This window comes from Rhodococcoides kyotonense, assembly GCF_001645385.1.
Taxonomy (GTDB): Bacteria; Actinomycetota; Actinomycetes; order Mycobacteriales; family Mycobacteriaceae; genus Rhodococcoides; species Rhodococcoides kyotonensis_B.
Map to the genome: position 1 here is coordinate 96,643 of NZ_LVHI01000005.1, position 24,009 is coordinate 120,651.

At 63.7% G+C, this 24,009-nt stretch carries 25 protein-coding genes; 13 read left to right on the forward strand and 12 right to left on the reverse strand.

What is annotated here, in order from left to right:
* Positions 1-188 precede the first annotated feature (188 nt).
* The 3 genes from A3K89_RS04650 to A3K89_RS04655 all read left to right on the forward strand — a co-directional run bounded on the left by A3K89_RS04650 (position 189) and on the right by A3K89_RS04655 (position 1,690).
* Positions 189-668, forward strand: a complete 480-nt coding sequence (locus A3K89_RS04650) for a hypothetical protein (RefSeq protein ID WP_157105232.1) — start codon at positions 189-191, stop codon at positions 666-668.
* A gap of 29 nt (positions 669-697) precedes the next feature.
* The gene (locus A3K89_RS26235; protein ID WP_254303418.1) at positions 698-862 is read left to right on the forward strand and encodes a hypothetical protein; all 165 of its coding nucleotides are present in this window, start codon (positions 698-700) and stop codon (positions 860-862) included.
* Between the two features lie 126 nt (positions 863-988).
* Positions 989-1,690, forward strand: a complete 702-nt coding sequence (locus A3K89_RS04655; RefSeq protein WP_254303419.1) for a hypothetical protein — start codon at positions 989-991, stop codon at positions 1,688-1,690.
* 149 nt (positions 1,691-1,839) lie between these two features.
* Here the strand turns inward: A3K89_RS04655 and A3K89_RS04660 are convergent, their stop codons facing one another.
* Positions 1,840-2,178 (reverse strand): DUF4229 domain-containing protein, encoded by a 339-nt coding sequence (locus A3K89_RS04660; RefSeq protein ID WP_068422528.1) that lies wholly within the window; start codon positions 2,176-2,178, stop codon positions 1,840-1,842.
* Positions 2,179-2,259: 81 nt separating this feature from the next.
* Here A3K89_RS04660 and A3K89_RS04665 point away from each other — a divergent pair, with 81 nt between their 5' ends.
* The 3 genes from A3K89_RS04665 (at position 2,260) to A3K89_RS26240 (ending at position 4,867) form a co-directional block, all read left to right on the forward strand.
* Entirely contained in the window at positions 2,260-3,036 is a 777-nt protein-coding gene (locus A3K89_RS04665; RefSeq protein WP_068422657.1) for a DUF3105 domain-containing protein, read from the forward strand.
* Entirely contained in the window at positions 3,033-3,734 is a 702-nt protein-coding gene (locus tag A3K89_RS04670; protein ID WP_068422531.1) for a DUF305 domain-containing protein, read from the forward strand. Before A3K89_RS04665 ends, A3K89_RS04670 begins: the two co-directional genes overlap by 4 nt.
* A gap of 83 nt (positions 3,735-3,817) precedes the next feature.
* Positions 3,818-4,867 (forward strand): M23 family metallopeptidase, encoded by a 1,050-nt coding sequence (locus A3K89_RS26240; RefSeq protein ID WP_068422534.1) that lies wholly within the window; start codon positions 3,818-3,820, stop codon positions 4,865-4,867.
* A gap of 54 nt (positions 4,868-4,921) precedes the next feature.
* On the opposite strand, the gene A3K89_RS04680 is transcribed toward A3K89_RS26240, so the two are convergent.
* The 7 genes from A3K89_RS04680 to A3K89_RS04710 all read right to left on the reverse strand — a co-directional run bounded on the left by A3K89_RS04680 (position 4,922) and on the right by A3K89_RS04710 (position 12,951).
* Complete coding sequence (locus tag A3K89_RS04680) at positions 4,922-5,878, reverse strand: cytochrome c oxidase assembly protein (protein ID WP_068422537.1); 957 nt, start codon at positions 5,876-5,878, stop codon at positions 4,922-4,924.
* A gap of 10 nt (positions 5,879-5,888) precedes the next feature.
* On the reverse strand, positions 5,889-6,488 hold the full coding sequence (locus tag A3K89_RS04685; RefSeq protein WP_068422540.1) for a copper resistance CopC family protein: 600 nt from the start codon (positions 6,486-6,488) through the stop codon (positions 5,889-5,891).
* Between the two features lie 47 nt (positions 6,489-6,535).
* Positions 6,536-8,308: an aa3-type cytochrome oxidase subunit I gene (ctaD, locus tag A3K89_RS04690; RefSeq protein WP_068422543.1), complete on the reverse strand. Its 1,773-nt coding sequence runs from the start codon at positions 8,306-8,308 to the stop codon at positions 6,536-6,538.
* A 79-nt stretch (positions 8,309-8,387) separates the two neighbouring features.
* Positions 8,388-9,350, reverse strand: coding sequence for a M56 family metallopeptidase (locus A3K89_RS04695; RefSeq protein WP_068422546.1), 963 nt, complete (start codon positions 9,348-9,350; stop codon positions 8,388-8,390).
* Positions 9,347-9,700, reverse strand: coding sequence for a BlaI/MecI/CopY family transcriptional regulator (locus A3K89_RS04700; protein WP_068422549.1), 354 nt, complete (start codon positions 9,698-9,700; stop codon positions 9,347-9,349). The genes A3K89_RS04695 and A3K89_RS04700 overlap by 4 nt, the downstream gene beginning before the upstream one ends.
* A 22-nt stretch (positions 9,701-9,722) precedes the next feature.
* Positions 9,723-10,742, reverse strand: coding sequence for a M23 family metallopeptidase (locus A3K89_RS04705; RefSeq protein WP_254303420.1), 1,020 nt, complete (start codon positions 10,740-10,742; stop codon positions 9,723-9,725).
* Positions 10,743-10,929: 187 nt separating this feature from the next.
* Positions 10,930-12,951 carry a cytochrome c oxidase assembly protein gene (locus A3K89_RS04710; RefSeq protein WP_068422552.1) on the reverse strand — a complete coding sequence of 674 codons (2,022 nt, stop codon included), beginning with the start codon at positions 12,949-12,951 and terminating at the stop codon, positions 10,930-10,932.
* 181 nt (positions 12,952-13,132) lie between these two features.
* Here A3K89_RS04710 and A3K89_RS04715 point away from each other — a divergent pair, with 181 nt between their 5' ends.
* Positions 13,133-14,062 (forward strand): cation diffusion facilitator family transporter, encoded by a 930-nt coding sequence (locus A3K89_RS04715; protein ID WP_068422554.1) that lies wholly within the window; start codon positions 13,133-13,135, stop codon positions 14,060-14,062.
* A gap of 27 nt (positions 14,063-14,089) precedes the next feature.
* Here the strand turns inward: A3K89_RS04715 and lspA are convergent, their stop codons facing one another.
* A complete protein-coding gene (gene lspA, locus A3K89_RS04720; RefSeq protein ID WP_068422557.1) occupies positions 14,090-14,605 on the reverse strand; it encodes a signal peptidase II in 516 nt (171 codons plus the stop codon).
* A 149-nt stretch (positions 14,606-14,754) separates the two neighbouring features.
* Here lspA and lnt point away from each other — a divergent pair, with 149 nt between their 5' ends.
* From lnt to ccsB, 3 genes are all read left to right on the forward strand, one after another.
* Positions 14,755-16,362: an apolipoprotein N-acyltransferase gene (lnt, locus tag A3K89_RS04725; protein ID WP_084423579.1), complete on the forward strand. Its 1,608-nt coding sequence runs from the start codon at positions 14,755-14,757 to the stop codon at positions 16,360-16,362.
* 110 nt (positions 16,363-16,472) lie between these two features.
* Positions 16,473-18,017, forward strand: a complete 1,545-nt coding sequence (locus A3K89_RS04730) for a cytochrome c biogenesis protein ResB (RefSeq protein WP_084423589.1) — start codon at positions 16,473-16,475, stop codon at positions 18,015-18,017.
* Entirely contained in the window at positions 18,004-18,975 is a 972-nt protein-coding gene (ccsB, locus tag A3K89_RS04735; RefSeq protein ID WP_068422563.1) for a c-type cytochrome biogenesis protein CcsB, read from the forward strand. The genes A3K89_RS04730 and ccsB overlap by 14 nt, the downstream gene beginning before the upstream one ends.
* 12 nt (positions 18,976-18,987) lie before the next feature.
* Here ccsB and A3K89_RS04740 read toward each other — a convergent pair whose 3' ends face one another.
* From A3K89_RS04740 to A3K89_RS04750, 3 genes are read right to left on the reverse strand one after another with little or no spacing between them, the layout of a single operon-like run.
* Entirely contained in the window at positions 18,988-19,335 is a 348-nt protein-coding gene (locus A3K89_RS04740) for a DUF3703 domain-containing protein (RefSeq protein ID WP_068422566.1), read from the reverse strand.
* Positions 19,336-19,339: 4 nt separating this feature from the next.
* Entirely contained in the window at positions 19,340-21,511 is a 2,172-nt protein-coding gene (locus A3K89_RS04745) for a heavy metal translocating P-type ATPase (protein ID WP_068422569.1), read from the reverse strand.
* Positions 21,504-21,914, reverse strand: a complete 411-nt coding sequence (locus A3K89_RS04750; protein ID WP_068422663.1) for an ArsR/SmtB family transcription factor — start codon at positions 21,912-21,914, stop codon at positions 21,504-21,506. The genes A3K89_RS04745 and A3K89_RS04750 overlap by 8 nt, the downstream gene beginning before the upstream one ends.
* A gap of 137 nt (positions 21,915-22,051) precedes the next feature.
* Between A3K89_RS04750 and A3K89_RS04755 the strand changes: the two genes are divergently transcribed.
* From A3K89_RS04755 to A3K89_RS04765, 3 genes are read left to right on the forward strand one after another with little or no spacing between them, the layout of a single operon-like run.
* Positions 22,052-22,711, forward strand: coding sequence for a DsbA family protein (locus tag A3K89_RS04755; RefSeq protein ID WP_068422572.1), 660 nt, complete (start codon positions 22,052-22,054; stop codon positions 22,709-22,711).
* Positions 22,686-23,321, forward strand: coding sequence for a vitamin K epoxide reductase family protein (locus tag A3K89_RS04760; protein WP_068422575.1), 636 nt, complete (start codon positions 22,686-22,688; stop codon positions 23,319-23,321). Before A3K89_RS04755 ends, A3K89_RS04760 begins: the two co-directional genes overlap by 26 nt.
* A gap of 55 nt (positions 23,322-23,376) precedes the next feature.
* Complete coding sequence (locus A3K89_RS04765) at positions 23,377-23,994, forward strand: TlpA family protein disulfide reductase (protein WP_157105233.1); 618 nt, start codon at positions 23,377-23,379, stop codon at positions 23,992-23,994.
* Positions 23,995-24,009 lie beyond the last annotated feature (15 nt).

A 24,009-nucleotide genomic window follows, 5' to 3' on the forward strand; every position in this document is an offset into this window, starting at 1 on the left:
GCGAAGTGGACTGTCGCTTACGCGGTCACTGTGTTCATTCGTGGGAACGATGCCTGTCGCGGCTCAACGTCGACAATTTCATGCGACTCCGGTGTCACCTCGTGTGCGATTCTGGACTCGAGCGACCGGAGAAACGGAGGGACGAGGTGGCATGGACTCGCCGCAACCCGAACGGGCTCGAAGACGGCATGATCGTCCGCAAGCTGTCGATGCCGTCGGCGGTGTTTCGTGTCAGCGGTGATCCAGACGCCGGCCGCGCCACCTTCGTGGCATTGAGCAAAGGGCAACGCACAGTCGTGGGCGGCAATGCCCGCAACTACCGCCCCGAGACCGAGGACGAAGTGGCCGAACGCCAGATCGGTTACCGCGACCCGACAGTGATGGACAGCGCTGAGGTAGAGCAGGTCGACGACGCAGAGCCAGTCGATGTCATCGAATCACCTTCCGCAACACCCGGGCCCTTGCTGCGATCTGTCGACCCGATGCCAAAGCCTTCCCCTGGTGCGGACATCGCGGCGCTGTGTCGGCGCCTGGAAGATGTGGTCGCGGTGGTCGAGGACGGCACCTGCAGCCCGTTGGAAGCGGCGGCGATCGTCCAGGCTGCGGCGGAGTTGAACTGGGCTGTCGCGATGGGAAAGTTCGGTACCGACGACGAGCGTGACGGTTGACGTCGGTGGGCGGCGGTAGCGTCGCAGTCGTGCAGCCGAGATCAACTGCGACGTCGACGAGTCGATATCGGTACGAGTGGTTGCTGTTCGCCGACTGGTGCGTCGCCGCCGAGGTTGCAGCGTTGCCTGCATCGCCTTTGACCCTTGCGGAGTTTCTCGGCGACAATCCGGCGAGTGATTCGGTGCAGATCTGACGTGTCTCTGCGATCAACCGAGGCCACCTCGATACCGGTCATCCACCGCCGGGGCGGACCACCTCTTTTCGCCTGGCTCTGGACTCCGCACGAGCCGAGAGGACGCGTCACCGAGCCCGCCATTACATGACCTTGGCGACCGCGCTCGCCACAGAGGGGTCGGCGGCAGCATTGTTCGGGCGCCGAGATGCGGTTCTGCTCATGCTGTCCGGAGTCGGACTCTCGCACAAAGCGATTGCGGACCTCGACCGGTTCGATATCAGCGCCGACGACGACGGTTTGTGGATCGGCGGTAGCCACCAGATCCGTATCGACGCCGACGAAGCGTCGGGGAGTACACCGTCTGAGATATGGGAACGCTGGCGCATCGTCCTGCAGTTCTCGGATCGGTACCCCTCGACGGCCTTGCTCGTAGATCATCTGCAGGCCAACACTTTTCCCGACTTGAGCGACTTGCATGATCGGCCTGGTCCGATCGCTCTGCCGATCGACCGGTGGGGCCACCTGCCGTTTCCTGCGACAGCGATGACTGCGGCCGCGATCGGGGCGGTGCTCGATGCTCACCGCACCGGGATTCCGCCGCAGCATGTCCCTCCGCGTCGCCTCTCAAGGCCGCGCGAGTACGACGACAGTGTCCCGAGTGCGACTGCGCCGGAAGCGGTCTCGGCACCGTTGGGCGCGGAATACTACAAAGCCGGCGTCGACGCCCGCCGCCGCGCGCACGCCGCTCTGGCCGATGTGCCCGAACTCGTCGACGACGTCGAAGACCGCATCGAAGCGCTCCTGCAGCGCACCCTCGATCTGCTCGGCGACGACACCGAACTCTGACGTGGCTTGCAGTCTGTTCGTCGGGAAGTCCTGACGAGCCGCCCCTGACATATAACCAACTTATCGGCGGGGCTTGTCTTCATCGCATCTCGACCATTTGGTAACTACCCCCACCAAGATCGTTGGAGAAAAGGCAGGCCCACCCGCTTTCACTTCACGTGCGATTGATTACCTCGACGGGAGGAGCACCGCGCTGACGGGCGTGAGGCCGGACTCTTCAGTGCTTCTGCACGCATGCGGTCGACGGCGTCGATGTCCGCGTTGATGGTACGGCGGAGCTTTCTGAACGCGAACGCCGAGAACGGAAGGCTGGCTGCGAGCGCGATGAACAGCACCGCGGGCAAGGGGATCGCCAGATCCGCTGCGGCCCTGATAGCCAGGACGATGCCTGCGGTGGCGCACACCAACAGCAGTCGAGCGCCGTTGTAGGCCAAGACGTGGAATACCAACAGCCCTTTGACGGTGGCGGGTTTGCGGAACAACGGCATCGGTTCGGGGCGACCTCTCGTGGGGATGAGCTACTGTCGAATGCAAATACTATGCTTCATAGTATTTACAAGGAGGAGTGGATGCGTAAGTCGAGGCCGACCCGGGGCCGTACTGGTGCTAGGGCGCCGCACCGCGGGGTTCCTGGAGGTAGCCGAGTGCCGTGGTCGATCGTAGGCGCCACTTTCGTGATAGTGCTGCTCATAGGCTTGATCGGATTCAATCTGACCCCACGCATCATCGACCGCAACCAGGCGCAGCGGTTCGCGCCGACCGCCGAGGATCCAGATCCTGCGCAGGGGATCGAAGGGGTAGTCGAGATCGAGTACGCAGCAGCGCGGCATGTCGCGGCTAACCAACGCGTCGCCTACGACCAAAGTCCACCCTTCGGTGGCCCCCATGATTCGACGTGGGCGACATGTACGGGCGTCGTCTACCCGGTAGCTCTACGCAACGAGAACGCAGTTCATGCACTCGAACACGGCGCGGTATGGGTGACCTACGACCCCAACCGTGTATCGGCAGACGACATCGATGCACTCACCGCACGTGTGGAGGGTGAGCCGTACATGTTCATGTCTCCTTACCCCGACCTACGGGCACCGATCACGCTTCAATCACGGGGGCACACACTCGAACTCGACTCCGTGTCCGACCCGCGCATCACTCAGTTCATTGCGGCGCTGCGACAGAACCCATCGACCCATCCGGAGAACGGCGCGAGCTGCTCGACCATCTCCGGTGCGTTCGATCCCGAGAATCCGCCGCAGTTCGACTCGACCACACCCGGCCCCGATGCGGTTCCGCTCGACGATCCCGTCTCTTATGAGACGCCAGCGATGGACGGAAGTGGCCGATGAGCACCGGCGATACGGATTCTGCACGGCAAACGGCCCGTGCACCCGGGCGGCGTCAGGTTCTCGTTGCTCTGGTTGGCATCGCGCTAGTGCTGGCGGGGGTGCTGATCGGCGTTCTGGTGTCTCCGTCGGGCACAGGCGTCGAGTCTCCTGCGCCAGAATCTCTCGAAGTCGGCTTCGCGCAGGACATGTCGGTGCATCACAATCAGGCGATCGAAATCTCCGCTATGGCGTTGGATCGTTCCTCCGATCCGGTTGTGCGGACCCTCGCGTACGACGTACTGACATCACAGCAGAGCCAAGTCGGCACGATGCAGGGCTGGTTGGCGATGTGGGGTAAATCGGCGGTGCCGACTGCTCCGCCGATGATGTGGATGGCCGAGGACGAGTCGATGACCGGCCACGATATGTCCATGGGGATGGACGGGCGGGCGTCGATGTCGATGCCGGGAATGGCGAGCTCGTCGGAGCTGCAGGCATTGGGGGGTATGAACGGAGAAGAATTCGACGGAACGTACCTCCAATTGCTGCGCCGCCACCATCAGGGCGGGATCCCGATGGCGAGGTTCGGTGCCGACAATGCGTCGGTACCCGTCGTTGCTGCCTTCGCGCAGACGATCGCCTCTACGCAAACTGCCGAGATCGATCAGATCGACACCCTGATGGCTTCGCACAGGGTCGCGCCGCTCTCAGAAAACTAAGCCCGGCCGCGTCAACCGGTACTCAGAAACAGGCAGGCAGTACCGCAGTGCTACATACACATTCCCGCCATGAAAGGTCAGACATGACCCCCTCCGAATCGCCATCGACGCCCGTAGCCGGAAAATGCTCCCGCAGAACGCGATCGAGCTCGATCGCCGCCATGGTGGTCGCGGCGGCGTTCACGCTCGCACCGACGGCCATCGCCACACCATCGAACGTCGACGCGGCGACGGTGGACCAACCGGCTGTCGATTCTGTCGGAAGATTGATACGCCTTGCCGACCGCGCGGCCCAAGTGGGCACCGATCCGATCGCATTGTCCGAGTTGACGAACTTCGCGTGGGCGAGTGTGGAAGCGGCCCGCAGCAGCGGAGTCATCGACGACGCCTCAGACCCTTTGGCGGAGACGTTACGTTGTGTCGTCGACGTGCTTGCCACGGGAGCAGCGGGCGGTTCGGCGCAGACAGTCTCATGTCTGACTCCGTTGACCAGGATGGATCCATTGCTGGGGCTACGTGTCCTGTCCTCGCTACAGGTCGACCTCCTGGACCCCGCCCTGCCGCATGCGCCGGAGCAAGGCCCCGATGAGACATCGACATCCGATTCAGCTGCCGGCGAACCGGATTCGCTCGATTCCCGTCTTACGCAGCCCCCGCCCGAGATCGACGCACCGGCCCCGCGCCCGGACATCGAAGCAACCCCCATACCTGGACCAACGCGATCAGCGACAGCCGCCGCGCCCAGCAGCGGTATCGTTACTTCGAGTTTCGGGACGCGTGCCGGCGCACAGCACGGCGGTGTCGACATCGCCGACTCCCTGGGCGCCCCTATCGTCGCTGCGGCCGACGGCACGGTGATCAGCGCCGGTCCGGCGCAGGGATTCGGGCTGTGGGTTCGGATTCGACACGACGACGGGTCGATCACCACGTATGGGCACAACGACGGCAACTCGGTGACCGTCGGTCAGCGAGTGGTTAAGGGCCAGCAGATCGCGCAGGTGGGCAACCGAGGCAATTCGACCGGACCGCACCTGCATTTCGAGTCGACCTCGCCCGGCGGGCAGAAGGTCGACCCGGAGTCGTGGCTCCGGGACCGGGGCGCCCAGATCGGCGCTGGTCGGCTCGCGCAATGAGTGCGCGGGTGGCGGGTACTTTGGTGAAGCACTGGCACTGGCAGCCGATAGTGGTTACCGGTGCCGGCGGGTATCGGTGCCGATGGTCTTCAAGAACTCGTTGTAGGCATTGAGTTCGCTGTAGCCGTCCTCTTCCGCCTGACGATCCGCGAGAGCCGACTGATCTTTCTCGTCGCGATTCCACCGGATGCAAAAGATTAGAACGACCAGCAGTGCGACCGGCTCTCCGTACGACCAGGCGAGAGCTCCGGCGAGTTTTTGATCGTCGACCGGGTCCACGCCCCATTCCGGCGGCGGGGAGGCGAACGTCGACAACATCGGTGTACTGGTCATCATCAATATGACTCCGAAGAAGACGTGCAGCGGCATTTCGACGAAGAGGTCGAACATGCGGCCCAGGTTCGTCTGGCGGACCGGCAGGGGTCCTACTGCGAGGATCGGAATGATGAACAGCAGCCCGCTGGCGAAGAAGAAGACCTCCATCGACACGTGACCGATCACGGTCACAGCCAGACCGTCGAAGATCGAGGACAGATACAGCCCGTAGTAGCTGAACAGAAACAGCGGGATCGTCACCCCTGGGTGCAGTGCGATCCTGCCGGCTCGACTGCGCAAACCGGTCAGCGCTGCGACCAGGATCCAGCGTCCACACCCGTGATGCGATGTGGCGCGCAACAGCATCCGCCCAGGTGAGCCCAGGACCAGTAGCGGTGGGATCGTCATCGACAATGTCAGGTGCTGGAACATGAAGACGCTGAACATGCTGTAGCCGTAGCGCTCGACCTGTAGTCCGGTGACCAGTACGAGAAACAGGCAACCGAGAAGGAAGCTGGCACTGCGCCACGGTGACCAGTAGATGCTCTTCTTCCGGACTCGGTGCAGTCCCCAGCAGTACAACGCTGCCATGACGATGCCGGTGATCGGCAGAACAGGAAGAGGCGGGATATCCCAGCTCAGCAGTGCCGAGAGGGTGGGCGGCGCTGTCGGCGTGTCGACTACTGCACGGTTCATCGCCCGGGCATCACTGCTTGTTCTTCGCCCGGAACACCAATGCCAGTGCGATGGCGCCGAGGAGCAGGACGGCGATGGCGACGATCGACAGCAGCATCATCGTGTTCTGCTTCGGTGGCCGCTCGCCCTCGCTGGCCGAGGGATCGGCCGGATCGTACGCAGGCACTGAAGACGGTGTCGTCGTGGTCACGGCTCCAGCAGCGGACGATTCCGGTGATGCGGCGTTCTGATCGACTGCGGTGGTCGCGGCGACGTCGACCGAGAATCCGTACGACCCGGTGATGGGGTGCCCGTCGGCCGACGTCACGCGATACCCGACGGTGTAGTCGCCATTGGGAAGTCCGTCTTTGACGGAAATGGTGACATCGGGTCCGTCGACGGTTGTCGAGCCCTGCGACCATTGCTGCTCGTCCGGACCGACCAGGGTGATGGTTGCGAAGGATTCGTTGATGTTCTGGTTGAACACCAATCCCACACCGATCGGCGCGAATTCGAGCGTGACGTCGGCAGGTGGATCCGAGCTGACCAACTCACTATGCGCCGCCGCTGGGGACGCGCCGACAAGCGCTGCGCCGCACATCATTACAGCGATCAAGAACAGTCGTTTCACGTGAATGCTTTCTGTATGAGATGGGCTGGACTGCAGTCGGTTCCGCGTCAGCGGAGCGAGCTCGGCGGGTCGGAATCATCTTTTCCTGCAATGGATTCAGTGATCACTTCCGACGGTGCGATCGAATCCGGGTGTGGGCCACCAACGTGCTGCTCGGCCCGTATTTTTTCCACCATGTGCGGGTAGTGCAGCTCGAACGCAGGTCGCTCGGAGCGAATGCGAGGGATCTCGGTGAAGTTGTGCCGCGGCGGCGGACAGCTCGTCGCCCATTCCAACGAGTTACCGAAGCCCCACGGATCGTCGACGGTGACGACCTCACCGTAGCGGTAGCTCTTGAACACGTTCCAGATGAACGGCAGCGTCGAAGCTCCGAGGATGAACGATCCGACTGTGGAAATCTGGTTCAACGTGGTGAAGCCGTCGGAGGGGATGTAGTCGGCGTAGCGCCGAGGCATGCCTTGCGCGCCGAGCCAGTGCTGGACGAGGAAGGTTGCGTGGAAACCGAGGAAGGTGAGCCAGAAATGCCATTTGCCGAGGCGTTCGTCGAGCATCCGGCCGGTCATCTTGGGGAACCAGAAGTAGATGCCTGCGTAGGTGGCGAACACGACCGTGCCGAAGACGACGTAATGGAAATGGGCCACGACGAAGTAGGTGTCGGTGACGTTGAAGTCGATCGGGGGGCTCGCCAGCAACACGCCGGAGAGTCCGCCGAAGACGAAGGTGATGAGGAAGCCGATGGAGAAGAGCATCGGAGATTCGAGGGTGACCTGTCCGCGCCACATGGTGCCGATCCAGTTGAAGATTTTCACTCCCGTCGGAACGGCGATCAAGAACGTCATGAAGGAGAAGAAGGGTAGGAGCACTGCTCCGGTGGCATACATGTGGTGTGCCCACACCGCGATGGACAGTGCTGCGATACCGAGGGTGGCGTAGATCAGGCCCTTGTAGCCGAAGATCGGTTTACGGCTGAAGACCGGGAAGATTTCCGAGACGATACCGAAGAACGGGAGCGCGATGATGTAGACCTCGGGGTGGCCGAAGAACCAGAACAGATGCTGCCACAGCAGCGCCCCGCCGTTCGCGGGATCAAAGATGTGGGTGCCGAGCTTGCGGTCGGCGAGCAGCCCGAACAGGGCCGCCGTCAACAGCGGGAATGCCAGCAGGATGAGGATGGACGTCACCAGAATGTTCCAGGTGAAGACCGGCATGCGGAACATGGTCATGCCCGGGGCACGCAGACACACGATCGTGGTGATCATGTTGACCCCACCCAAGATGGTGCCCAGTCCGGCAACGAGCAAGCCGACGATCCACAGGTCCGCGCCGATACCGGGGGAGTAGATGGCGCTGCTGAGCGGCGTGTAGGCGGTCCAGCCGAAGTCCGCCGCGCCGCCGGGAGTGATGAACCCTGCGGTGGTGACCAGAGCGCCACTGAGGTAGAGCCAGTAACTGAAGGCATTCAGTCGCGGAAAGGCGACGTCCGGCGCACCGATTTGCAGCGGCAGAATGTAGTTGCCGAATCCGAAGACGATCGGCGTTGCGTAGAGGAGCAACATGATCGTCCCGTGCATGGTGAACAGCTGGTTGTACTGCTCGTTGGACAAGAACTGCATACCAGGAACGGCGAGTTCGGACCGCATGATCAGGGCCATCAGTCCGCCGACGAGGAAGAAGCCGAACGAGGTCACCAGATACATCACCCCGATGACTTTCGGGTCGGTGGTGGTGATCATCGTGTAGAGGAACGAGCCCTTACGTGCTCGACGCGGAGGGTAGGGCCGCACCGCTGGCGCAGCGGGAGGAGATGTCAGCGCCGTCATGGAAACCACCTTCTGTCGAACACGAAAAGGAACGCGCTCGCCAGAATAACCTAAATACTATGCTGCATAGTATTTAGGGTCAGGTCTGAAACGTGATGCACGCCAGGGCGGATACGGCACTGAGGGAGATCACGGCCAAGGCGGTGGGTGCGAGCAGTGGAAGCATCGCGATCGCTGTGATGGCACCCGCGCGACGTCGTGTGCCGGGTTCCGACTTTCCGTCGAGTTGCCGCAGCCGTTCGGTGGTCGACTCGCTGAAAACGCCCAACGCCCAGTCCGGCCGGGGGGAGTCGGAGTCGGATCCGCAGACCCTCGACAGTGCCGCGCGCACCGCCTCGGGGCTGGTTCCGTCGGCTGCAGCCCGGTCTGCGGCGAGTTCGACGAGCATACGGACCGCCGCCGGTGCAGCAGCGAACAAGGGAACCCGCGGGAACGCTGCGGCCAAGATCTCACAGAGCGTGACGATGCGGTGGTGTCGGCCGCGCAGGTGCGCGCGCTCATGCAGCAGGACTGCCCGTTGCTGTTCGGAGTCGAGACGCTCGGCCAAGCCGGCGGTGGCCACGATATATCCGGGTCGTCCGTCGATGCTGTAGGCCAGGGGCAGGGGATGATCGAGCCACATGACCGGATCCGGACCGGCTTGTCGACGAGCCACTATCGCCAGGACGTCCAGGTGTTGGTTGCGTACCTGCGATCGGGTTCTGATCTGTCGTCGGGCCAGACGCGTCAACCGCACGGTTGCACCGACGAACACTGCTGCGGCGGCGACTGCGGCGGCTTCTCCCACCCATGGTTGAACGGCATGTTGCAGTGAACCCAGGCATCGAACCGCGAGCTCGACAAATCCTTCCGCGGGAGCATGGTCGGGCCATATCAGCACCACCACCGCCGAACCGAGCAGAAAGAACACACCCGCGACGGTCCCGATCCACGCAGACAGAGCAAGTACAGGCGACACGGTCCGCGTGAGTGATGCGAGCCACCGTGGTCCAGTGAGGGCCGACAGCACGGCCGCGAGCACGAGCGCCAGCGCGACGATCATCGGTCGGCGTCCGGGAGGCTGCCGCGTAGGGCTTGGAGCTCGTCGTCGGTAACCGTCTTCGCGAAATGCATTAGCACTGCGGCGGAGTCGTGGCTGGTGTCCAGAATTTCTCGCAGCGCCTGTGACGTCGCTTCCGCACGTGTCTGCGCGGGTGAGTACATATAGGCGCGCGAGACCTTGGTGCGCTCGACCCATCCCTTCTCGTGGAGATGGGTCACCACGGTCAAGATGGTTGTGTACGCGAACTGTCGATCTGCCATGTGCGCGAGCAGATCGTGGACCGACTGCGGCTCCGTGCACTCCCACAGCACGTTCATCACTTCTGCTTCGAGGTCGCCGAGCCTCTTCATCGCACATTTTCCCTTGTCGTCATCAGGTGACATCCACACCGCGAGCGGATAGCCATGCCATCGGATCGGATTTGACCCCGTCGGGTTGCCACACCTCGTAGTGCAGATGTGGGCCGGTCGACTGACCGCGGTTTCCTACCGTAGCAATCAGGTCGCCGGCTTTCACTCGTTGACCGGCAGTGACCAGCGTTTCGTTGATGTGGCCATAGACGCCGATCGTGCCGTCGTCTTGCTTGACTCGGATCCACAACCCGAACCCCTGCGCCGGTCCCGATTCGATGACCTCACCGTCGGTCACCGACACGATCGGAGTTCCGATCGTGTTGGCGATGTCGAGACCGTAATGCGTCGTGCCCCACCGCGCGCCGTAGTTCGAGGTCAGGGTCCCCGACACCGGAACCAACGTCAGGGGACGGCGCGCCTCGGCCTCGCGTGCGGCCCGCTCGACCTCTCTCGCCCTGCCCTCGGCCAGTTGCTCGGTAAATCGTCGGGCAAGCTTGCCGACGTCGAGATCGGGCACCTGCAAGATCTGGGCCGGTTCCACCCCAGCGGCACTGCCCTGGGCCAGGCCGGCGGACGGCTGGTCGCTGCTCGATGCACTCAGCGCCACATGCTCGGCCGGTGCGTCCTGTGAACTGGCAGCTGCGGACAAAAACGCACCGACTGCCACAGAGGCCGCGACGGCGCGTCCTCCCGGCTTGGGGACTCGGCGCCGATGTGCACCGAGTCGGCGCACTCGGCCGTGCCCCTCGGTGCGGTGGTGTCCGACTGACGCCGCCTTGTGCAGCTCCGGAACGCCTTCCGCGGCAGCGGGCGGATCCCCATCCTGCTCGTCGAGCCATGGTGTGCGTCGTTCGAGCGAGATGTCGAGCGCTGGAACCGTTGGGACCGACAGTGAAGTGGATGCCGGGACCACGAAGCGCGACGGGAGGAACTGGGCACTGGGTAGCTTGCCCCTATCCGGCACAGCTCGTTCGGTCGACCGGTGGACGGCGAACGAGTGCTCGTCGTCGATGGTGTCGGGTTTGCGGTGTCGGGCCAAAAGGTGAGTCCTCGGTTGCTCACGCGACTTGAAAGCCTGCGGGAGATAACGAATTGGTGACGGTCAACGGACAGGCTACTACTATTCCGCATAGTTTTTCGCCGAGGATCTCGCGATGGGGAATCGGCGCTGGTCAGACGCCATGTTCCCCGGTCGTGGAGAGACGTCCGAGGAGGGTGTGCGCGAGTCAGCCGTTACCCGGTCGAGACGAAAGGTCGTCCAGCATGGAGTTGTAGGCGTCGAGTTCCTCATCACCGGTGTCGTCGATGGCTTGGTCTCGCCGCCGTGCTGCGTTCTCGTCAGCTGCGGACCAGCGCACCGCCGCGAGGACGGCGGCAGCCAACAGAGGGAGTTCGCCGATGCCCCAAGCAAGGTTGCCCGCGAGTCGTTGATCGGCGAGTAGATCGGAGTTCCAGTCCAGTCGTAGACCGCTGTAGAAGGTGCCGCCCAGCGCTGTCTCGATGTCGATGAGCGAGACCAGGAAGAACGCGAAGCCTGCCAAGGCGAGGATGCTGGACAACAGCTTGGACAGCCCGGAGATCGGCCGGGGCGTGGGATCGAGCCCGACGGTGCCCCAGAAGAACAACAGGCCCACGATCAGGAACCACGCTTTCATCGCCGCGTGTGCCACATGCGAATCGGCGACGAAATCGAACACTCCGCCCGAATACAGCAGATAGAAGCTCCCCAGTAGCATCGCTGCACCGATCCATGGATTGAGCAAGAACGCGGTCGTTCGACTGTGGAACGCTGCTGACAGCCATCGTCGAAGTCCGGGAGCAGCGCCGGGTGATGCTGTCGGCAGGATCGATGCCACCAGCGTGATCGGGCGCCCGATCACCAGTAGCAGCGGTGTCGCGATCGCCACTGCGGTCAATCCGGCCATGTGCACGCTGAACATCGCCGGACTGTAGAGACCGACGCCGGACGATGTGGCGATCAACAGCACCGCGGTCCCCGCGAGCCAACTGGCGGTCCATCGTCGTCGCCATGTCAGCCCTGCTGCGCGGCGGCGACGGAGTGCGATCAGGTACAGCGTTGCCAGCAGGATTGCTGCCGAGCCGAACAGTAGATCGAATCGCCATTCGAAAGCCAGGCGTGCTGCGGTGGGCGGGCCGTCGAGCACGAAGCCGAGTGCTTCCTCATGGGCTTGGGGTAGTTCGGTCGATTCAGGGGCGGGCGGGGGAGTGCGCCCCAGAGCGACAGCGAGGCCGATCGTGGTGACCAACACGAGCGCCTCGATCAGGGACAGGGTGATGAGGGGCTTTCGGTTGGCTGGGTCGAGGGCGAGTGCGCCGACCGTGTTTCGTCGTTGACGCCACCCCAGGACGCCGACGACGGTCAGGGCGGCGACCTTGGCGAGTACCAGGATTCCGTAGGTGGACTCCCACAGCGAGTCCAGCGGCACCCGGACGGCGGCGTTGATCACTCCGGATGCGGCCATGGTCACGAACGCGATCAGTGCGATCGTGGAGTAGCGGCGAGTGGCGAGTGCGAGGTGCCCTCCGCCGCGCAAAGCGTGAACCAGTAGCGCGAGTAGTCCACCCGCCCATAGAGCTGCCGCGAGAATGTGCAGGATCAACGAGTTGGTGGCGATGTCGTGATTACCGCCGGTCGAAGAATGGCCGCTCACCGCTCGGGGCATCAGCGCGAACAACGCCATGGTGAGCAGAGCTGGAGTCCAGTTGTGCCGCAATGCTATCGCGCATCCGACAGCGGTTGCTGCCCCGATCAAGGAGGTGAACATCCAAGCGGTCGCGACATCGACGTCGCCGATGGCACGCAGAAACTGCAGCGGCTGGCCGGCGATCGCCCCGACCGGCTGACCGGAGGCATCCGAGAGTGTCAACGGAACGAGAAGCGCCGCGCAGACCGCCCACACCGCGGAGGCTTTCGCTGCAGCGCGCACGGCGACGTAGCCGTCGATGTCGAGCACTCCCGATCTCTGCGGCGGAACGAGAAACGCCGCCAGCAGCAAGGATCCCACTGCCACGACGGCCGATGTTTCCCCGAGCGCCGTGAGCGCCGGAATCCCGAACGTCGTCAGTGCCCCGGGATCGGGGATTCCCAACAGAATCAGGGCCTGCGAGGTCGACAGTGCCGCGAGTAGTGCCGCGACGATGCCGGCGATGGCAGCGCACAACAGGATCACCTGGGCTCCGGTGCGTCGATTCACAGCACCGCGGCGCTCCTGGGCATCGGTGGACATGTAGAGGACCTTTCGTGGTCGGTCGGTGAAGCAGGCGGGTGCGCCTGCTTCACCGACCGGGAAATACTACGCAGCATAGTTGACACGACCGGGCCGGTCCGGCAAGCATGAACCAAACGGTTAGTTGCATATATGCGCATATCACAATATGTTGCGTCGAACAGATCCGAAAGGGGCGATCATGGGGCACGGACATGGACACGGCCACGGTATCGACGCGAACTCGGCGGCGAGCGCCTCCGGCAGACATCTAGGACGACTGTGGATTGCAGTCGGCCTGGGGGCGGTCACTCTCGTGACGCAAGTCGTGGTGGGCTTGTACACGTCCTCGTTGGCGTTGCTGTCGGACTCCGCGCATGTGTTCACCGATGTGTTCGGAATTTTGATGGCAATCGTGGCGATCAAGCTCGCACAACGGAGAACGACGCGTTCCGATCGCACATTTGGCCTGTACCGAGCCGAGGTGTTCGCAGCACTGTTCAACGCCCTGCTTCTGTTCGGTGTGGCGGGTTGGATTCTCTTCGAAGCCGCACAGCGTATTTCGGACCCGCCCCAGGTGCCTGGTGTGCCGGTGATGATCGTCGCGGTGCTCGGTCTTGCGATGAATGTCATCGCGTTCGTGCTGCTGCGCAGCGGGGCGCAGGAAAGCCTCAACGTTCGGGGTGCCTATCTCGAGGTCATGGCCGACATGCTCGGCTCGATCGGAGTGCTGATCAGTGGTCTGGTGACCGTCGTGCTCGGCTGGCGGTACGCGGACCCCGTGATCGCCGTCGCGATCGGGTTGTTCGTCCTGCCTCGTGCATTCAGTCTGGGCCGCCACGCGGTGCGCATACTTCTGCAACATGCCCCTGCCGGCATCGATGTCACTGCAGTGGAGAAGTCGCTGAGCGGCGTCGACGGTGTCGACGAGGTGCACGATCTGCACATCTGGACACTGACGTCCGGAATGGAGGTCGCATCGGCGCATCTGACCATCACCCCTGGTGCGCAATCGCCGAGTGTGCTCGCTACGGCGCAGCGAATTCTGGGCGAGGACTATGGGCTCGAGCACGCGACCTTGCAAGTGGAGCCCGCCGATGGGGAAGGCCGCTGCCGGGAGATGAACTGGTAGTCGTAGCTCCCGGCGACGACTACCGGTTCATTCGCCGACGCCGGGGGCTGCCGACTCGCCGGAACGGGGCTCGAGCTCGGTCTGAGGGTGTGTGAGCAGCGATGTCACGATCAAGGCCGCGACGCCGCAGGTGATGTAGACATCGGGCAGGTTGAACGTCGGCCACCAGCCGGTATGAAAGTAGTCGGTGACCGCTCCGTTGACGAGACGGTCGATCACATTGGACACGGCACCGGCCAGGATCGAACCGAGCGCAATCATAGTCACCGGTCCGGCCTCCCGGGCGGCGCGCCAGGCGTACAGCGCCAGCCCTGCCGTGATCGAGCCGGTCACGGCAGTAACGACCCAGAGCGGCAAGGCGTTGCCCAAGCCGAAGGCCACCCCGCTGTTGAACGTCAGCCGCAGTTGCAGTGGTCCCAGTTCGGCCGGAGTCCCGGGAAGGCTCCGCCGGGCCCACGAGCCTGCACCGAGGGAGAGCACCACCAAGATGGCGACGAGCGCCGAGGTCGACAGGCGCAGCCGCGCGGCGGAGTGGTGTTTCATCGGCCCTCGCTTCGGTTGTGCATCAGAGAGATTCGACTGTTGTCGACATTGCCGTTGCCGCTGGCACTATCACACGTCAAATACTATTCGTCATAGTAGTTCATGTACGGTGGGGCTTCCGCGGCGAACGATGATGTCAGGAAGCGTTGATGACGGTTACACCCGATGCGGGACCGATCGGACCATCACCGTGCGGTGACCACGATCCGGAGCAGCCTCGTCGCGGACGTTCCAGGCGCGGATTCGGTATCGGGATCCGGCTTGCCGCAGCCGCCTCGGCGGGGTTGGGTTTGTACGCCAGTTTCCCGCCGATCGGAGTGTGGATTCTCGCGCCAGTGGCAATCGCGATGTTCGTGGCGACCGTGCGTGGACAATCCGCCCGCGCGGGCGCGTGCTACGGCATGATCATGGGCCTAGCGCTGTTCCTACCTCTGCTCCCGTGGGTGGGGGAGTACGTCGGCGCAGCGCCGTGGTTGGCACTGGCCACCATCCAGGCGCTGTTCGTGGCGATCTTCGGGGCAACAGTGGATCGGTTGTCCCGCTTGCGTTTCGGATTCGTCTGGATCGCATGTGCATGGGTTGCCATGGAGGCCATTCGATCTCGCATTCCCTTCGGCGGATTTCCCTGGGGAAGAATCGCATTCGGTCAAGCAGATGGCCCCCTTCTTCCCCTCGCCTCACTGGCCGGTGCTCCTGGTCTGTCCTTCGTCGTCGTCATGACGGGCAGCGCGATGGCCTTGTTCGTCGTCTCCGGTCGTGGTCGACGCGTGGCGTGCCTGGGATCGACCGTCGCCGTCGCGGCGGTGACCGTAGCGGCACCGTACTTCGCTCCAGCTGCGCAAGAACGGATCACAGTCGCCTCGATCCAAGGTAACGTGCCCCGATCGGGTCTCGATTTCAACAGCCAACGGCGGGCTGTGCTCGACAATCACGTACAACGCACGATCGAGCTCGCCGCCGAGGTTCGCTCCGGCCGGGTGGACCAACCGGATCTGGTCATCTGGCCGGAAAATTCCTCCGATATCGATCCGCTACGTAATCTCGATGCAGCGCAACGGATCGATGAGGCAGCACAGGCGATCGGGGTTCCGATCCTCGTCGGGGCGGTACTGCAGCAGGACGACGGCACGTCCCGGAACACGTCCATCGTATGGGACCCGGAGACCGGGCCCGGGCAGGAGCACGACAAACGCCAGCTCGTACCGTTCGGGGAGTATCTGCCGCTACGCCCCCTTGTCACTGCTCTCGCTCCGTTCGCCGCCCAGGCGGGAAACTTCATCCCCGGTGACGGCAACGGTGTCGTAGACCTCGCCGGTGTCCGGCTCGCCGTCGCGACCTGCTACGAGGTCGCCTTCGATCCACTGCTCACCGAGTCCGTTCGCGCCGGAGCAAGCCTGATCGCGGTGCCCACCAACAACGCCACGTTCGGCCGCACCAACATGACCTATCAACAGCTCGCGATGTCGCGGGTGCGTGCAGTCGAACACGGCCGCCCCGTCGTCGTCGCGGCCACCAGCGGCGTCAGCGCCGTCATCGACGCGCGTGGGTCGATCTCGGGCGAGACGGAGCTGTTCACCTCGGCGGCAGTGGTCACATCGATCACACTCGGTACGGGGCTCACCCCCGCCACTGTCGCCGGGGACCTCCCGCAGTGGATCGCGACCGCGAGTGCTCTTCTTGCGCTCGGCTATTCGCTACGAAGGACACCAACTCCAGCTCCGATCCACCTCTCAACTACTATGCAGCGTAGTAGTTGAGATGCGGATCGAAAGGTGTGACAGTGGACGAAGGCTCGGGCCCTCCCCGACAGCGACGCTCTCGCGCAGTCGTTGCTCTGCTTCGCAATCGTTGGCGACAACTGACCTCGATGCACACAGCCTTGGTTCTGCTGTTTCTGCTTGCGCTCGCCGCGATCCCGGGGGCCCTACTGCCGCAGCGCAACCTCAACACCCAAGCCGTCGACTCCTATATCGCCGCACGGCCGGTCCTCGGACCGCTGATGGACACCGTGGAACTGTTCGACGTGTTCGGCAGCTTCTGGTTCACCGCCATCTACGTTCTACTGTTCGTCTCGCTCATGGGGTGCCTCACACCGCGGATGTTCGAACACGCGAAATCACTTCGTGCACAGCCAGTTCGAGCTCCGCGAAATCTGGCCAGGCTTCCGCTGTATCAGGCCGGCGACCTTGCCGGCGGCCCACCGGACGTCGTCGCCGGTATCCGGACCCACTTGAAAGGCTGGAGAACGGCCGTTCGGTCCGAACCCGACGGAATCGTCACGCTGTCCGCGGAGAAGGGGTACGCCCGGGAGGCGGGGAATCTGCTCTTTCACTTCTCGCTCATCGGACTCCTCGCGGCCATCGCCACCGGAAAGCTCGTCGGTTACGAAGGTTCGGTCATCGTCATCGCCGACAACGGCCCGGGCTTCTGCAACACCTCTCCTGCGGTGTACGACTCCTTCCGAACTGGAAACAGCACCGACGGGACCGGTCTCGAGCCGTTCTGCATCCGGGTCAAGGACTTCACAGCCGACTACCTCGACAACGGACAAGCATCGATGTTCACCTCGAACATCTCTTATCAGTCTGCCGACGACATCGCCACCGACACCTGGAGAGACTTCCAACTCAAGGTCAACGAGCCCCTGCGACTGGGCAGCGAACGCGTCTACCTCACCGGGCATGGATACGCGCCCGAATTCACGGTCACGTTCCCCGACGGGCAGAGTCGCACGGAGGCCCTGCAATTTCGGCCCGACGACGCCACCACCTTCCTCAGCAGCGGGGCCTTGCGCATCGACCCACCCGGTGGCACGTATGCCACGGCCGATGAACGACGTCGGGGACAGATCGCCATCGAAGGGCTCTTCGCGCCCACCGCCCAGTTCAACGGAACCCTGCTCTCGTCACGGTTCCCCGAACTGTTCGACCCTGCAGTCGCGATCGACATCTACAAGGGCGACACAGGCCTGGACACCGGGTTCCCTCAATCGATCTTCTCGTTGAACAAGGAGATGATCAATCAGGGCCGGCTGGTCAAGCAAGACCGCGTCAACTTGCGGCCCGGTGAATCGACAACGCTCAGCGATGGCACCAATGTTCGATTCGACGGCGCCAAGGAATTCGCGAACCTTCAGGTCGGATACGACCCCGCACAGCCTTGGGTGCTCGTCTTCGCCGTCACGATGATGACCGGCTTGCTGATCTCGTTGGTGATCAAGCGCCGCCGAGTCTTCTTCCGCGTCCGATCTGCGGGCGAGCGGACATCTGCCGTCGAGATGGGCGGTCTCGCGCGGACCGACCACGCCGGCTGGGGATCCGAATTCGACATGTTGCATGCGCGAATTCTGATGGCCGACAACCGACATACGACCACCGACAGAGAAACGGAGCCGCTCGATGCCCATCGATGACACTCTCGCCCGCTGGAGCGATGTCTCCTTCGAGACCGCGTTCGTGGTCTACCTCCTCGCTGCCATCCTGTTCATCGCGCAGCTCGCGACCACCCGGACGGCGGTGACTCGCGAAACCGAGCCCGCGACGAGGGAGTTGGTCACCGCCGCGTCATCGTCGACACCGGGGTTGGTGGTCGCCGCCCCGCGCAGAGCAGCGTCCGAACGACTCGAGCGTATGGGTCTGGGACTGGTGATAATCGCATTGATTCTGCATGTGGGATCGATCGTGCTTCGCGGCGTCGCCACGGGTCGGCCGCCCTGGGGGAACATGTACGAATTCGTTTCCGTCACATGCGCGGCCGGAGTTCTGGTCGGACTCGTCGTCTTGCGCTCGAAGCACCTGCGCACGCTGTGGCTGTTCGTTCTCGTTCCTACTCTGATTCTGTTGTTCGTCGCCGGAACCGTGCTGTACGCGAATGCGGCGCCGGTGGTGCCGGCGTTACAGTCGTACTGGCTGCCGGTGCACGTGTCGATCATCTCGCTCGGTAGTGGGGTGTTTCTCATTTCCGGTGCCGCGAGCGTGTTGTTCTTGATCCGAATTCGACTGTCCGACAGTGGCCCTGCCGACAGCAGGATGCGCCGATTCGCCGCGCGGTTGCCCACCGCGCGGGCGCTCGACCGATTGGCCTATCAGACAACGATTTTCGCTTTTCCGCTGTTCGGGATGGGTGTCATTCTCGGTGCGATCTGGGCCGAGGCCGCCTGGGGGCGATTCTGGGGGTGGGATCCGAAGGAAACGGTCTCGTTCATCACCTGGATCGTCTACGCCGCGTACCTGCACGCCCGGGCCACCAGTGGATGGCGCGATACCCGAGCGGCGTGGATCAACATCGTCGGATTCGTTGCGATGCTGTTCAACCTGTTCATCATCAACATGGTCGTCTCCGGACTTCACTCCTACGCAGGACTCAACTGATGCCGATGCCACTCACCGGTCGCCCGGATGCACCGCCGCGGCGAGATCGGGGGGTATCGGCATCGGCACGGTCAATCCGGCATCGACCCGCCCGGTGTTGCCGACCGGGTACCGTTTGGACCACGATCCCGGTGCTGCCACCACGATCCGGATCAATTGGCCCCACGACTCACGTCGATCATGCTCTCGCACAGCGACTGTCAGCATCGCAGCATGATTCTTGGTGTGCAGCCAGGCGTACGGCTGCGACAGTATGTGCGCACGTTCGAGGTGATGCCATCGATCGGTGTTCGTCGACGCGGTCGCTGCAGCCTTCATTTCGAGGGCATAAAGCGTGCGCGCTGTCTCGTTCGCAGCCATGTCTTCACCTTGCTCGGTGCTCGAGTGCGCTGGCCTCATCGTCAGGCGCGCAACACGCGCACCCCGGAGAGCATGGCGATGACTGTTCGACAGCAGAGGCTTTCGACGAATCTGCTGGCGGGGAGGCGATCAGGAGATTCGGCCGCTGCAGGATCCCCACCTCTCGAGCATTCACCTGCGGGGCGCAGCACGCATCGTCGAGGTGCGGCGGCGGCGCAACCGCGACGTGGATCGTGCCCGACAGCGGTGTAGGCGCCGCGGCGGCATGCTCGTCCAGTGGTTTCGCACGTGCCGCGCGGATGGCGTTGGCTATGACGAGAACCTCGGCGAGTTCGTGGATGATCACCACGGTGGTGAGGCCGAGAACACCGGTCGCGGCCAGCGGAACAAGTATTGCGATGATGGCGATGGACAGGCCGATGTTCTGGACCATGATCCGCCGAGCCCGCCGAGCGTGGGCGAGCACCTGGGGCAGATGCCGCAGATCCTCACCCATCAAGGCGACGTCGGCGGTTTCGATGGCGACGTCGGTCCCCATGGCTCCCATCGCGATGCCGATGTCGGCGGTCGCCAACGCTGGTGCGTCGTTGACTCCGTCACCGACCATGGCGATCTTTCGGCCGGAGGCGATCTCGGCAAGCAGGCGGGCTTTGTCCTCGGGCAGCAATTCGGCGTGGACTTCGGTGATGCCGGCTTCTGCGGCCAAGGCCTGCGCGGTGAGAGCGTTGTCGCCGGTGAGCATCGCGGTGTCGATTCCGAGGGCGGTGAGTTGGCGAACTGCCTCTGCTGCTTCGGGGCGGAGTTCGTCGCGGACCGCGATCGCCGCGATCAGAATTCCGGCGCGGTCAAGGATAACGACGGTGGCGCCGGCGCTCTGCAACCGCGCGACATCGTCGGTGAAAGTATCGTCGTCGAACCAACTCGGTTTTCCGAGCCGAATCGCAACGCCGTCTATGGTCCCGGTCAATCCATGCCCGGCCACGGCAGTGACATCGTCGGCAGCAACGACCGTCGGTGTGCAGGCGAGTATGGCGCCAGCCAGTGGATGCTCACTGCGCGCTTCGAGTGCGGCGGCCGCGGCCAGCGCGTCGTCGCGGGTGACACCGGCTGCAGTGACGACGTCGACGACTGGCGGTGTTCCTGCGGTGAGTGTGCCGGTCTTGTCCAGCGCGACGACCCGGATGCGGCCGAGTTCTTCCACTGCTGCACCGCCTTTGACCAACGCGCCGTTGCGGCTGGCAGCTCCGATCGCCGCTACCACCGATAGCGGCACCGAGATCGCCAGGGCGCACGGCGATGCAGCGACCAACACCACCAGCGCTCGTTCGAGCCACAACATCGGATCCCCCAGAACAGCGCCGAACCCGGCGACGAGAACGGCCAGAATCATGATCGAGGGCACCAGGGGGCGTGCGATGCGGTCTGCGAGACGCTGGCCGGACCCTTTACGATCCTGCGCCTCTTCCACGATGTGCACGATCCGGGCAAGTGAACTGTCGGCCGCCGCAGCGGTGACCGCGACCTCGATCGCTCCGCCGCCGTTGATGGCGCCGGCGTGCACCACGTCGCCTGGATTGGCTTCGATGGGAACAGATTCCCCGGTGATCGCGGACAGATCGAGATTGGTGGAACCGCGGGCGATGATGCCGTCGGTCGCGGCCCGCTCGCCGGGCCGCATCACCATCGTGTCTCCGATGACGACGCCGTCGGGCGCTAGGACCGTCTCGGTTCCGCCGCGCAGCACCGTCACGGTCGGGGGCACCAGCGACAGCAGGGCACGCAACCCGCGGCGGGTTTTCGTCACTGCGTGGGCTTCGAGCCCTTCGGCGATGGAGAACAGGATTGCCAGCATCGCTGCTTCGGGAATCTGTCCCAGCGCGATCGCGCCGACGAGGGCAATGGTCATCAATGTCCCGACACCGATGCGGCGGCGGCGAAGATTGTTCAGGGTCGAGGGGACGAACGTCGCGGCGGCGACGGCGGCGGCGATCAACTCGCCGGCGGTGGCGACGGTATCCGCCCCCGCGCGGCTGATCGCCCACGATGCGGCGAGGATGACCGCGGCGACAGCGGCGAATTGCAGTTCACGGACCCTCCAGAGAGTCGGTGGACGGTCGTCCTCAGGCGCCCGGTCGGCCGAAGCAGGTGGAGTGGGTCCGCAGCATGCGTCAGACATAGCCGACTCCCGCAGTCGCATCAGAGGTGGACGCTGGTGCAGATTTCTGGGTCAGTGGTTCGGTCAGCACCGCGAGCAAGTGCGCTCCGCGGTCGGTGAGCGAATACATGACCAGCTTTCCCGTCCTGCTGGAGGCCACGATGTTGGCGGCTTTGAGCTTGCGCAGGTGGTGGGAGACCAGTTTGGTGCTCTGGCCGACGATCCACGCGATGTCGCAACCGCACATCTGACCGCCCGTGCCGAGCGCGAGCGCGACCGTCAGACGGGTGGGGTCGCCGAATGCCCGCGCAGCATCAGCCAAAGGCTCGATATCGCCGAGGGTCGGAAGGGTGTCTCGAACGTGCTCTGCGTGGGGAAGATCCAGGCACAGCAAGTCGCACGAGTCGAGTGGTTCGGTGGACATACCCATCAATCTAACAATCGTGAGATCGTTAGGAAACCCCTTCAGGTAAACATTCAAACGATTGTTAGTGTGTCAGGTGCTCGGTCGGCTGGCAGCCGAATCGACACGTCAGTGCAACGACTCGAAAAGGTAGAACAATGAGCCGCACGTTGAAGATGTCCCTCGCGTTGGTCGTGGTGTTCGCCGCCGCGCTGGCGGTGTTTCTGGTGATGGACAGATCAGGAACACCCGATGCCGCAACGGCGCAACAGGCCAGCACCGATCCTGCGTCGATCGCGGTCCGCGAGAACAGTCACCGCCTGAACACCGCACCCGATGGCCGTGTGACATTCGTGGAGTTCCTCGACTTCGAGTGCGAGGCCTGCAGGTCCGCCTACCCGGCTATCGAACAGTTGCGGGAAGAGTACGGCGACAGAGTCACCTTCGTGGCCCGCTACTTTCCCATTGCCTCGCACTTCAACGCCGAACGCGCCGCACGTGCGGTCGAAGCCGCCGCGCAGCAGGGCGAGTTCGAGGCGATGTACCAGCGGATGTACGAAACCCAAGAAGAGTGGGGCGAGCAACGTACCCCGAAAGACGAGTTGTTCCGCAGCTTCGCGGTCGATCTCGGACTGGACATGACCACATTCGATGCCGCCTACACCGACCCCGCCACCCTCGAGCGCATCCAGGCCGACGTCACGGACGGCACCGCGCTCGGCGTGCAAGGGACGCCCACGTTCTTCCTCAACGGCGAAAAGATCGAACCCCGAACCTACGGAGACCTCGCCGATGCACTCGATGCCGCGCTCGGCTGACCCGGCCGCGCCGCCGATTCAGCCTGCCCGGCCCCTCGGCCGGAGCCTGCCGTGGTTGCTCCTGGCCGGGGGTGCGATCGGGCTGGTGGCAGCGTTCGTCCTCACGATCGAGAAATTCACTCTCGCGATCGACCCCACCTACTCACCGAGCTGCAGCATCAATCCAGTCCTGAACTGTGGATCGGTGATGGACACCCCGCAAGCGGCAGCGTTCGGGTTCCCCAACTCCCTGATCGGTATCGCCGGGTTCGCGGTCGTCACCTCGATCGGGGCAGCGATGCTGGCGGGTGCGGTGTTCGCCCGATGGTTTTGGGCTGCAACTCAATTCGGTATCACCGCGGCCATGATCTTCGTGCATTGGCTAATCGTTCAGAGTGCGTACGAGATCGGCGCGCTGTGTCCGTACTGCATGGCAGTGTGGGCGGTGACCGTGCCGATCTTCTGGTATGTCACCGTGCGGAACCTCGATCTCGCGGTGAGGTCGCCGGGTCCACGTCGGCTGGTGGACTGGCTGATTCGCAATCACTCCATTCCCGTGACGGTGTGGTTCCTTGCATTGATTACCTTGATTGCACAACGCTTTTGGTCGTATTGGTCCACGCTGCTATGAACCGCCCGCCCTCTCGTCCACCCGCCGGGATCCTCGCGGCCAGTTCGAGGTCATCGTGAAGCCTGGTTGGTCGTTGGTAATGCTCGCACTCGTGCTCGTCTGTATCGCGGTGCTGTGGCCGCGGACCGATGGCGCTGATTCCGGCCTGGCAACGACGCCGGGCGCCGTCACCCCGGCCCAACGTGCACCGGCATTCTCCCCACCATCCGACGCCGAGTACACATCCAGTTGCCCCACGCCCACAGCGTCAGGACAGCAGGGGCCGCTCGCCGGGGTGACGGTGCGCTGCGTCGGTGACGCGACAGATCTCGACCTCGCCGACGCGTTGGGCAACGAGACAGTGCTGCTGAACCTGTGGGCGTCGTGGTGCGGGCCGTGCCGGACCGAAATGCCTGTACTCGACTCCTATGCCGCAGAGGAAGGGGCAATCCGGGTCGTCGGAATCAATGTCGAAGACCGACCGGATGCCGCGTCGATGGTGTTGCGAGAGATGAATATTCGATACTCCAACTACGTCGATACCGGCGCCATCCAGAACGCGCTAGCGGCCCCGCCTGTCCTACCTCTGAGCTACATCGTCACCTCGGACGGTGCCGTCGAGCGCATCACCGATCCCACCGTCTTCGACACACCGGATCAGATCCGCACTGCAGTGAAGGACTCCACGTCATGAACCAACACCGCCTGG

Bases quoted from the DNA above. Each gene is read 5' to 3' on its own strand.
- A3K89_RS04680 (WP_068422537.1), bottom strand. From the start codon at position 5,878: ATGAACCGTGCAGTAGTCGACACGCCGACAGCGCCGCCCACCCTCTCG.
- ctaD (WP_068422543.1), bottom strand. From the start codon at position 8,308: ATGACGGCGCTGACATCTCCTCCCGCTGCGCCAGCGGTGCGGCCCTAC.
- A3K89_RS04745 (WP_068422569.1), bottom strand. From the start codon at position 21,511: ATGTCTGACGCATGCTGCGGACCCACTCCACCTGCTTCGGCCGACCGG.
- A3K89_RS04710 (WP_068422552.1), bottom strand. From the start codon at position 12,951: ATGTCCACCGATGCCCAGGAGCGCCGCGGTGCTGTGAATCGACGCACC.
- A3K89_RS04760 (WP_068422575.1), top strand. From the start codon at position 22,686: ATGCACTCGATGCCGCGCTCGGCTGACCCGGCCGCGCCGCCGATTCAG.
- A3K89_RS04660 (WP_068422528.1), bottom strand. From the start codon at position 2,178: ATGCCGTTGTTCCGCAAACCCGCCACCGTCAAAGGGCTGTTGGTATTC.
- ccsB (WP_068422563.1), top strand. From the start codon at position 18,004: ATGCCCATCGATGACACTCTCGCCCGCTGGAGCGATGTCTCCTTCGAG.
- A3K89_RS04650 (WP_157105232.1), top strand. From the start codon at position 189: ATGATCGTCCGCAAGCTGTCGATGCCGTCGGCGGTGTTTCGTGTCAGC.
- A3K89_RS04755 (WP_068422572.1), top strand. From the start codon at position 22,052: ATGAGCCGCACGTTGAAGATGTCCCTCGCGTTGGTCGTGGTGTTCGCC.
- A3K89_RS04730 (WP_084423589.1), top strand. From the start codon at position 16,473: ATGCACACAGCCTTGGTTCTGCTGTTTCTGCTTGCGCTCGCCGCGATC.
- lspA (WP_068422557.1), bottom strand. From the start codon at position 14,605: ATGAAACACCACTCCGCCGCGCGGCTGCGCCTGTCGACCTCGGCGCTC.
- A3K89_RS04715 (WP_068422554.1), top strand. From the start codon at position 13,133: ATGGGGCACGGACATGGACACGGCCACGGTATCGACGCGAACTCGGCG.
- A3K89_RS04750 (WP_068422663.1), bottom strand. From the start codon at position 21,914: ATGTCCACCGAACCACTCGACTCGTGCGACTTGCTGTGCCTGGATCTT.
- A3K89_RS26240 (WP_068422534.1), top strand. From the start codon at position 3,818: ATGACCCCCTCCGAATCGCCATCGACGCCCGTAGCCGGAAAATGCTCC.
- A3K89_RS04655 (WP_254303419.1), top strand. From the start codon at position 989: ATGACCTTGGCGACCGCGCTCGCCACAGAGGGGTCGGCGGCAGCATTG.
- A3K89_RS04670 (WP_068422531.1), top strand. From the start codon at position 3,033: ATGAGCACCGGCGATACGGATTCTGCACGGCAAACGGCCCGTGCACCC.
- lnt (WP_084423579.1), top strand. From the start codon at position 14,755: ATGACGGTTACACCCGATGCGGGACCGATCGGACCATCACCGTGCGGT.
- A3K89_RS04695 (WP_068422546.1), bottom strand. From the start codon at position 9,350: ATGATCGTCGCGCTGGCGCTCGTGCTCGCGGCCGTGCTGTCGGCCCTC.
- A3K89_RS04740 (WP_068422566.1), bottom strand. From the start codon at position 19,335: ATGGCTGCGAACGAGACAGCGCGCACGCTTTATGCCCTCGAAATGAAG.
- A3K89_RS04665 (WP_068422657.1), top strand. From the start codon at position 2,260: ATGCGTAAGTCGAGGCCGACCCGGGGCCGTACTGGTGCTAGGGCGCCG.
- A3K89_RS04700 (WP_068422549.1), bottom strand. From the start codon at position 9,700: ATGAAGAGGCTCGGCGACCTCGAAGCAGAAGTGATGAACGTGCTGTGG.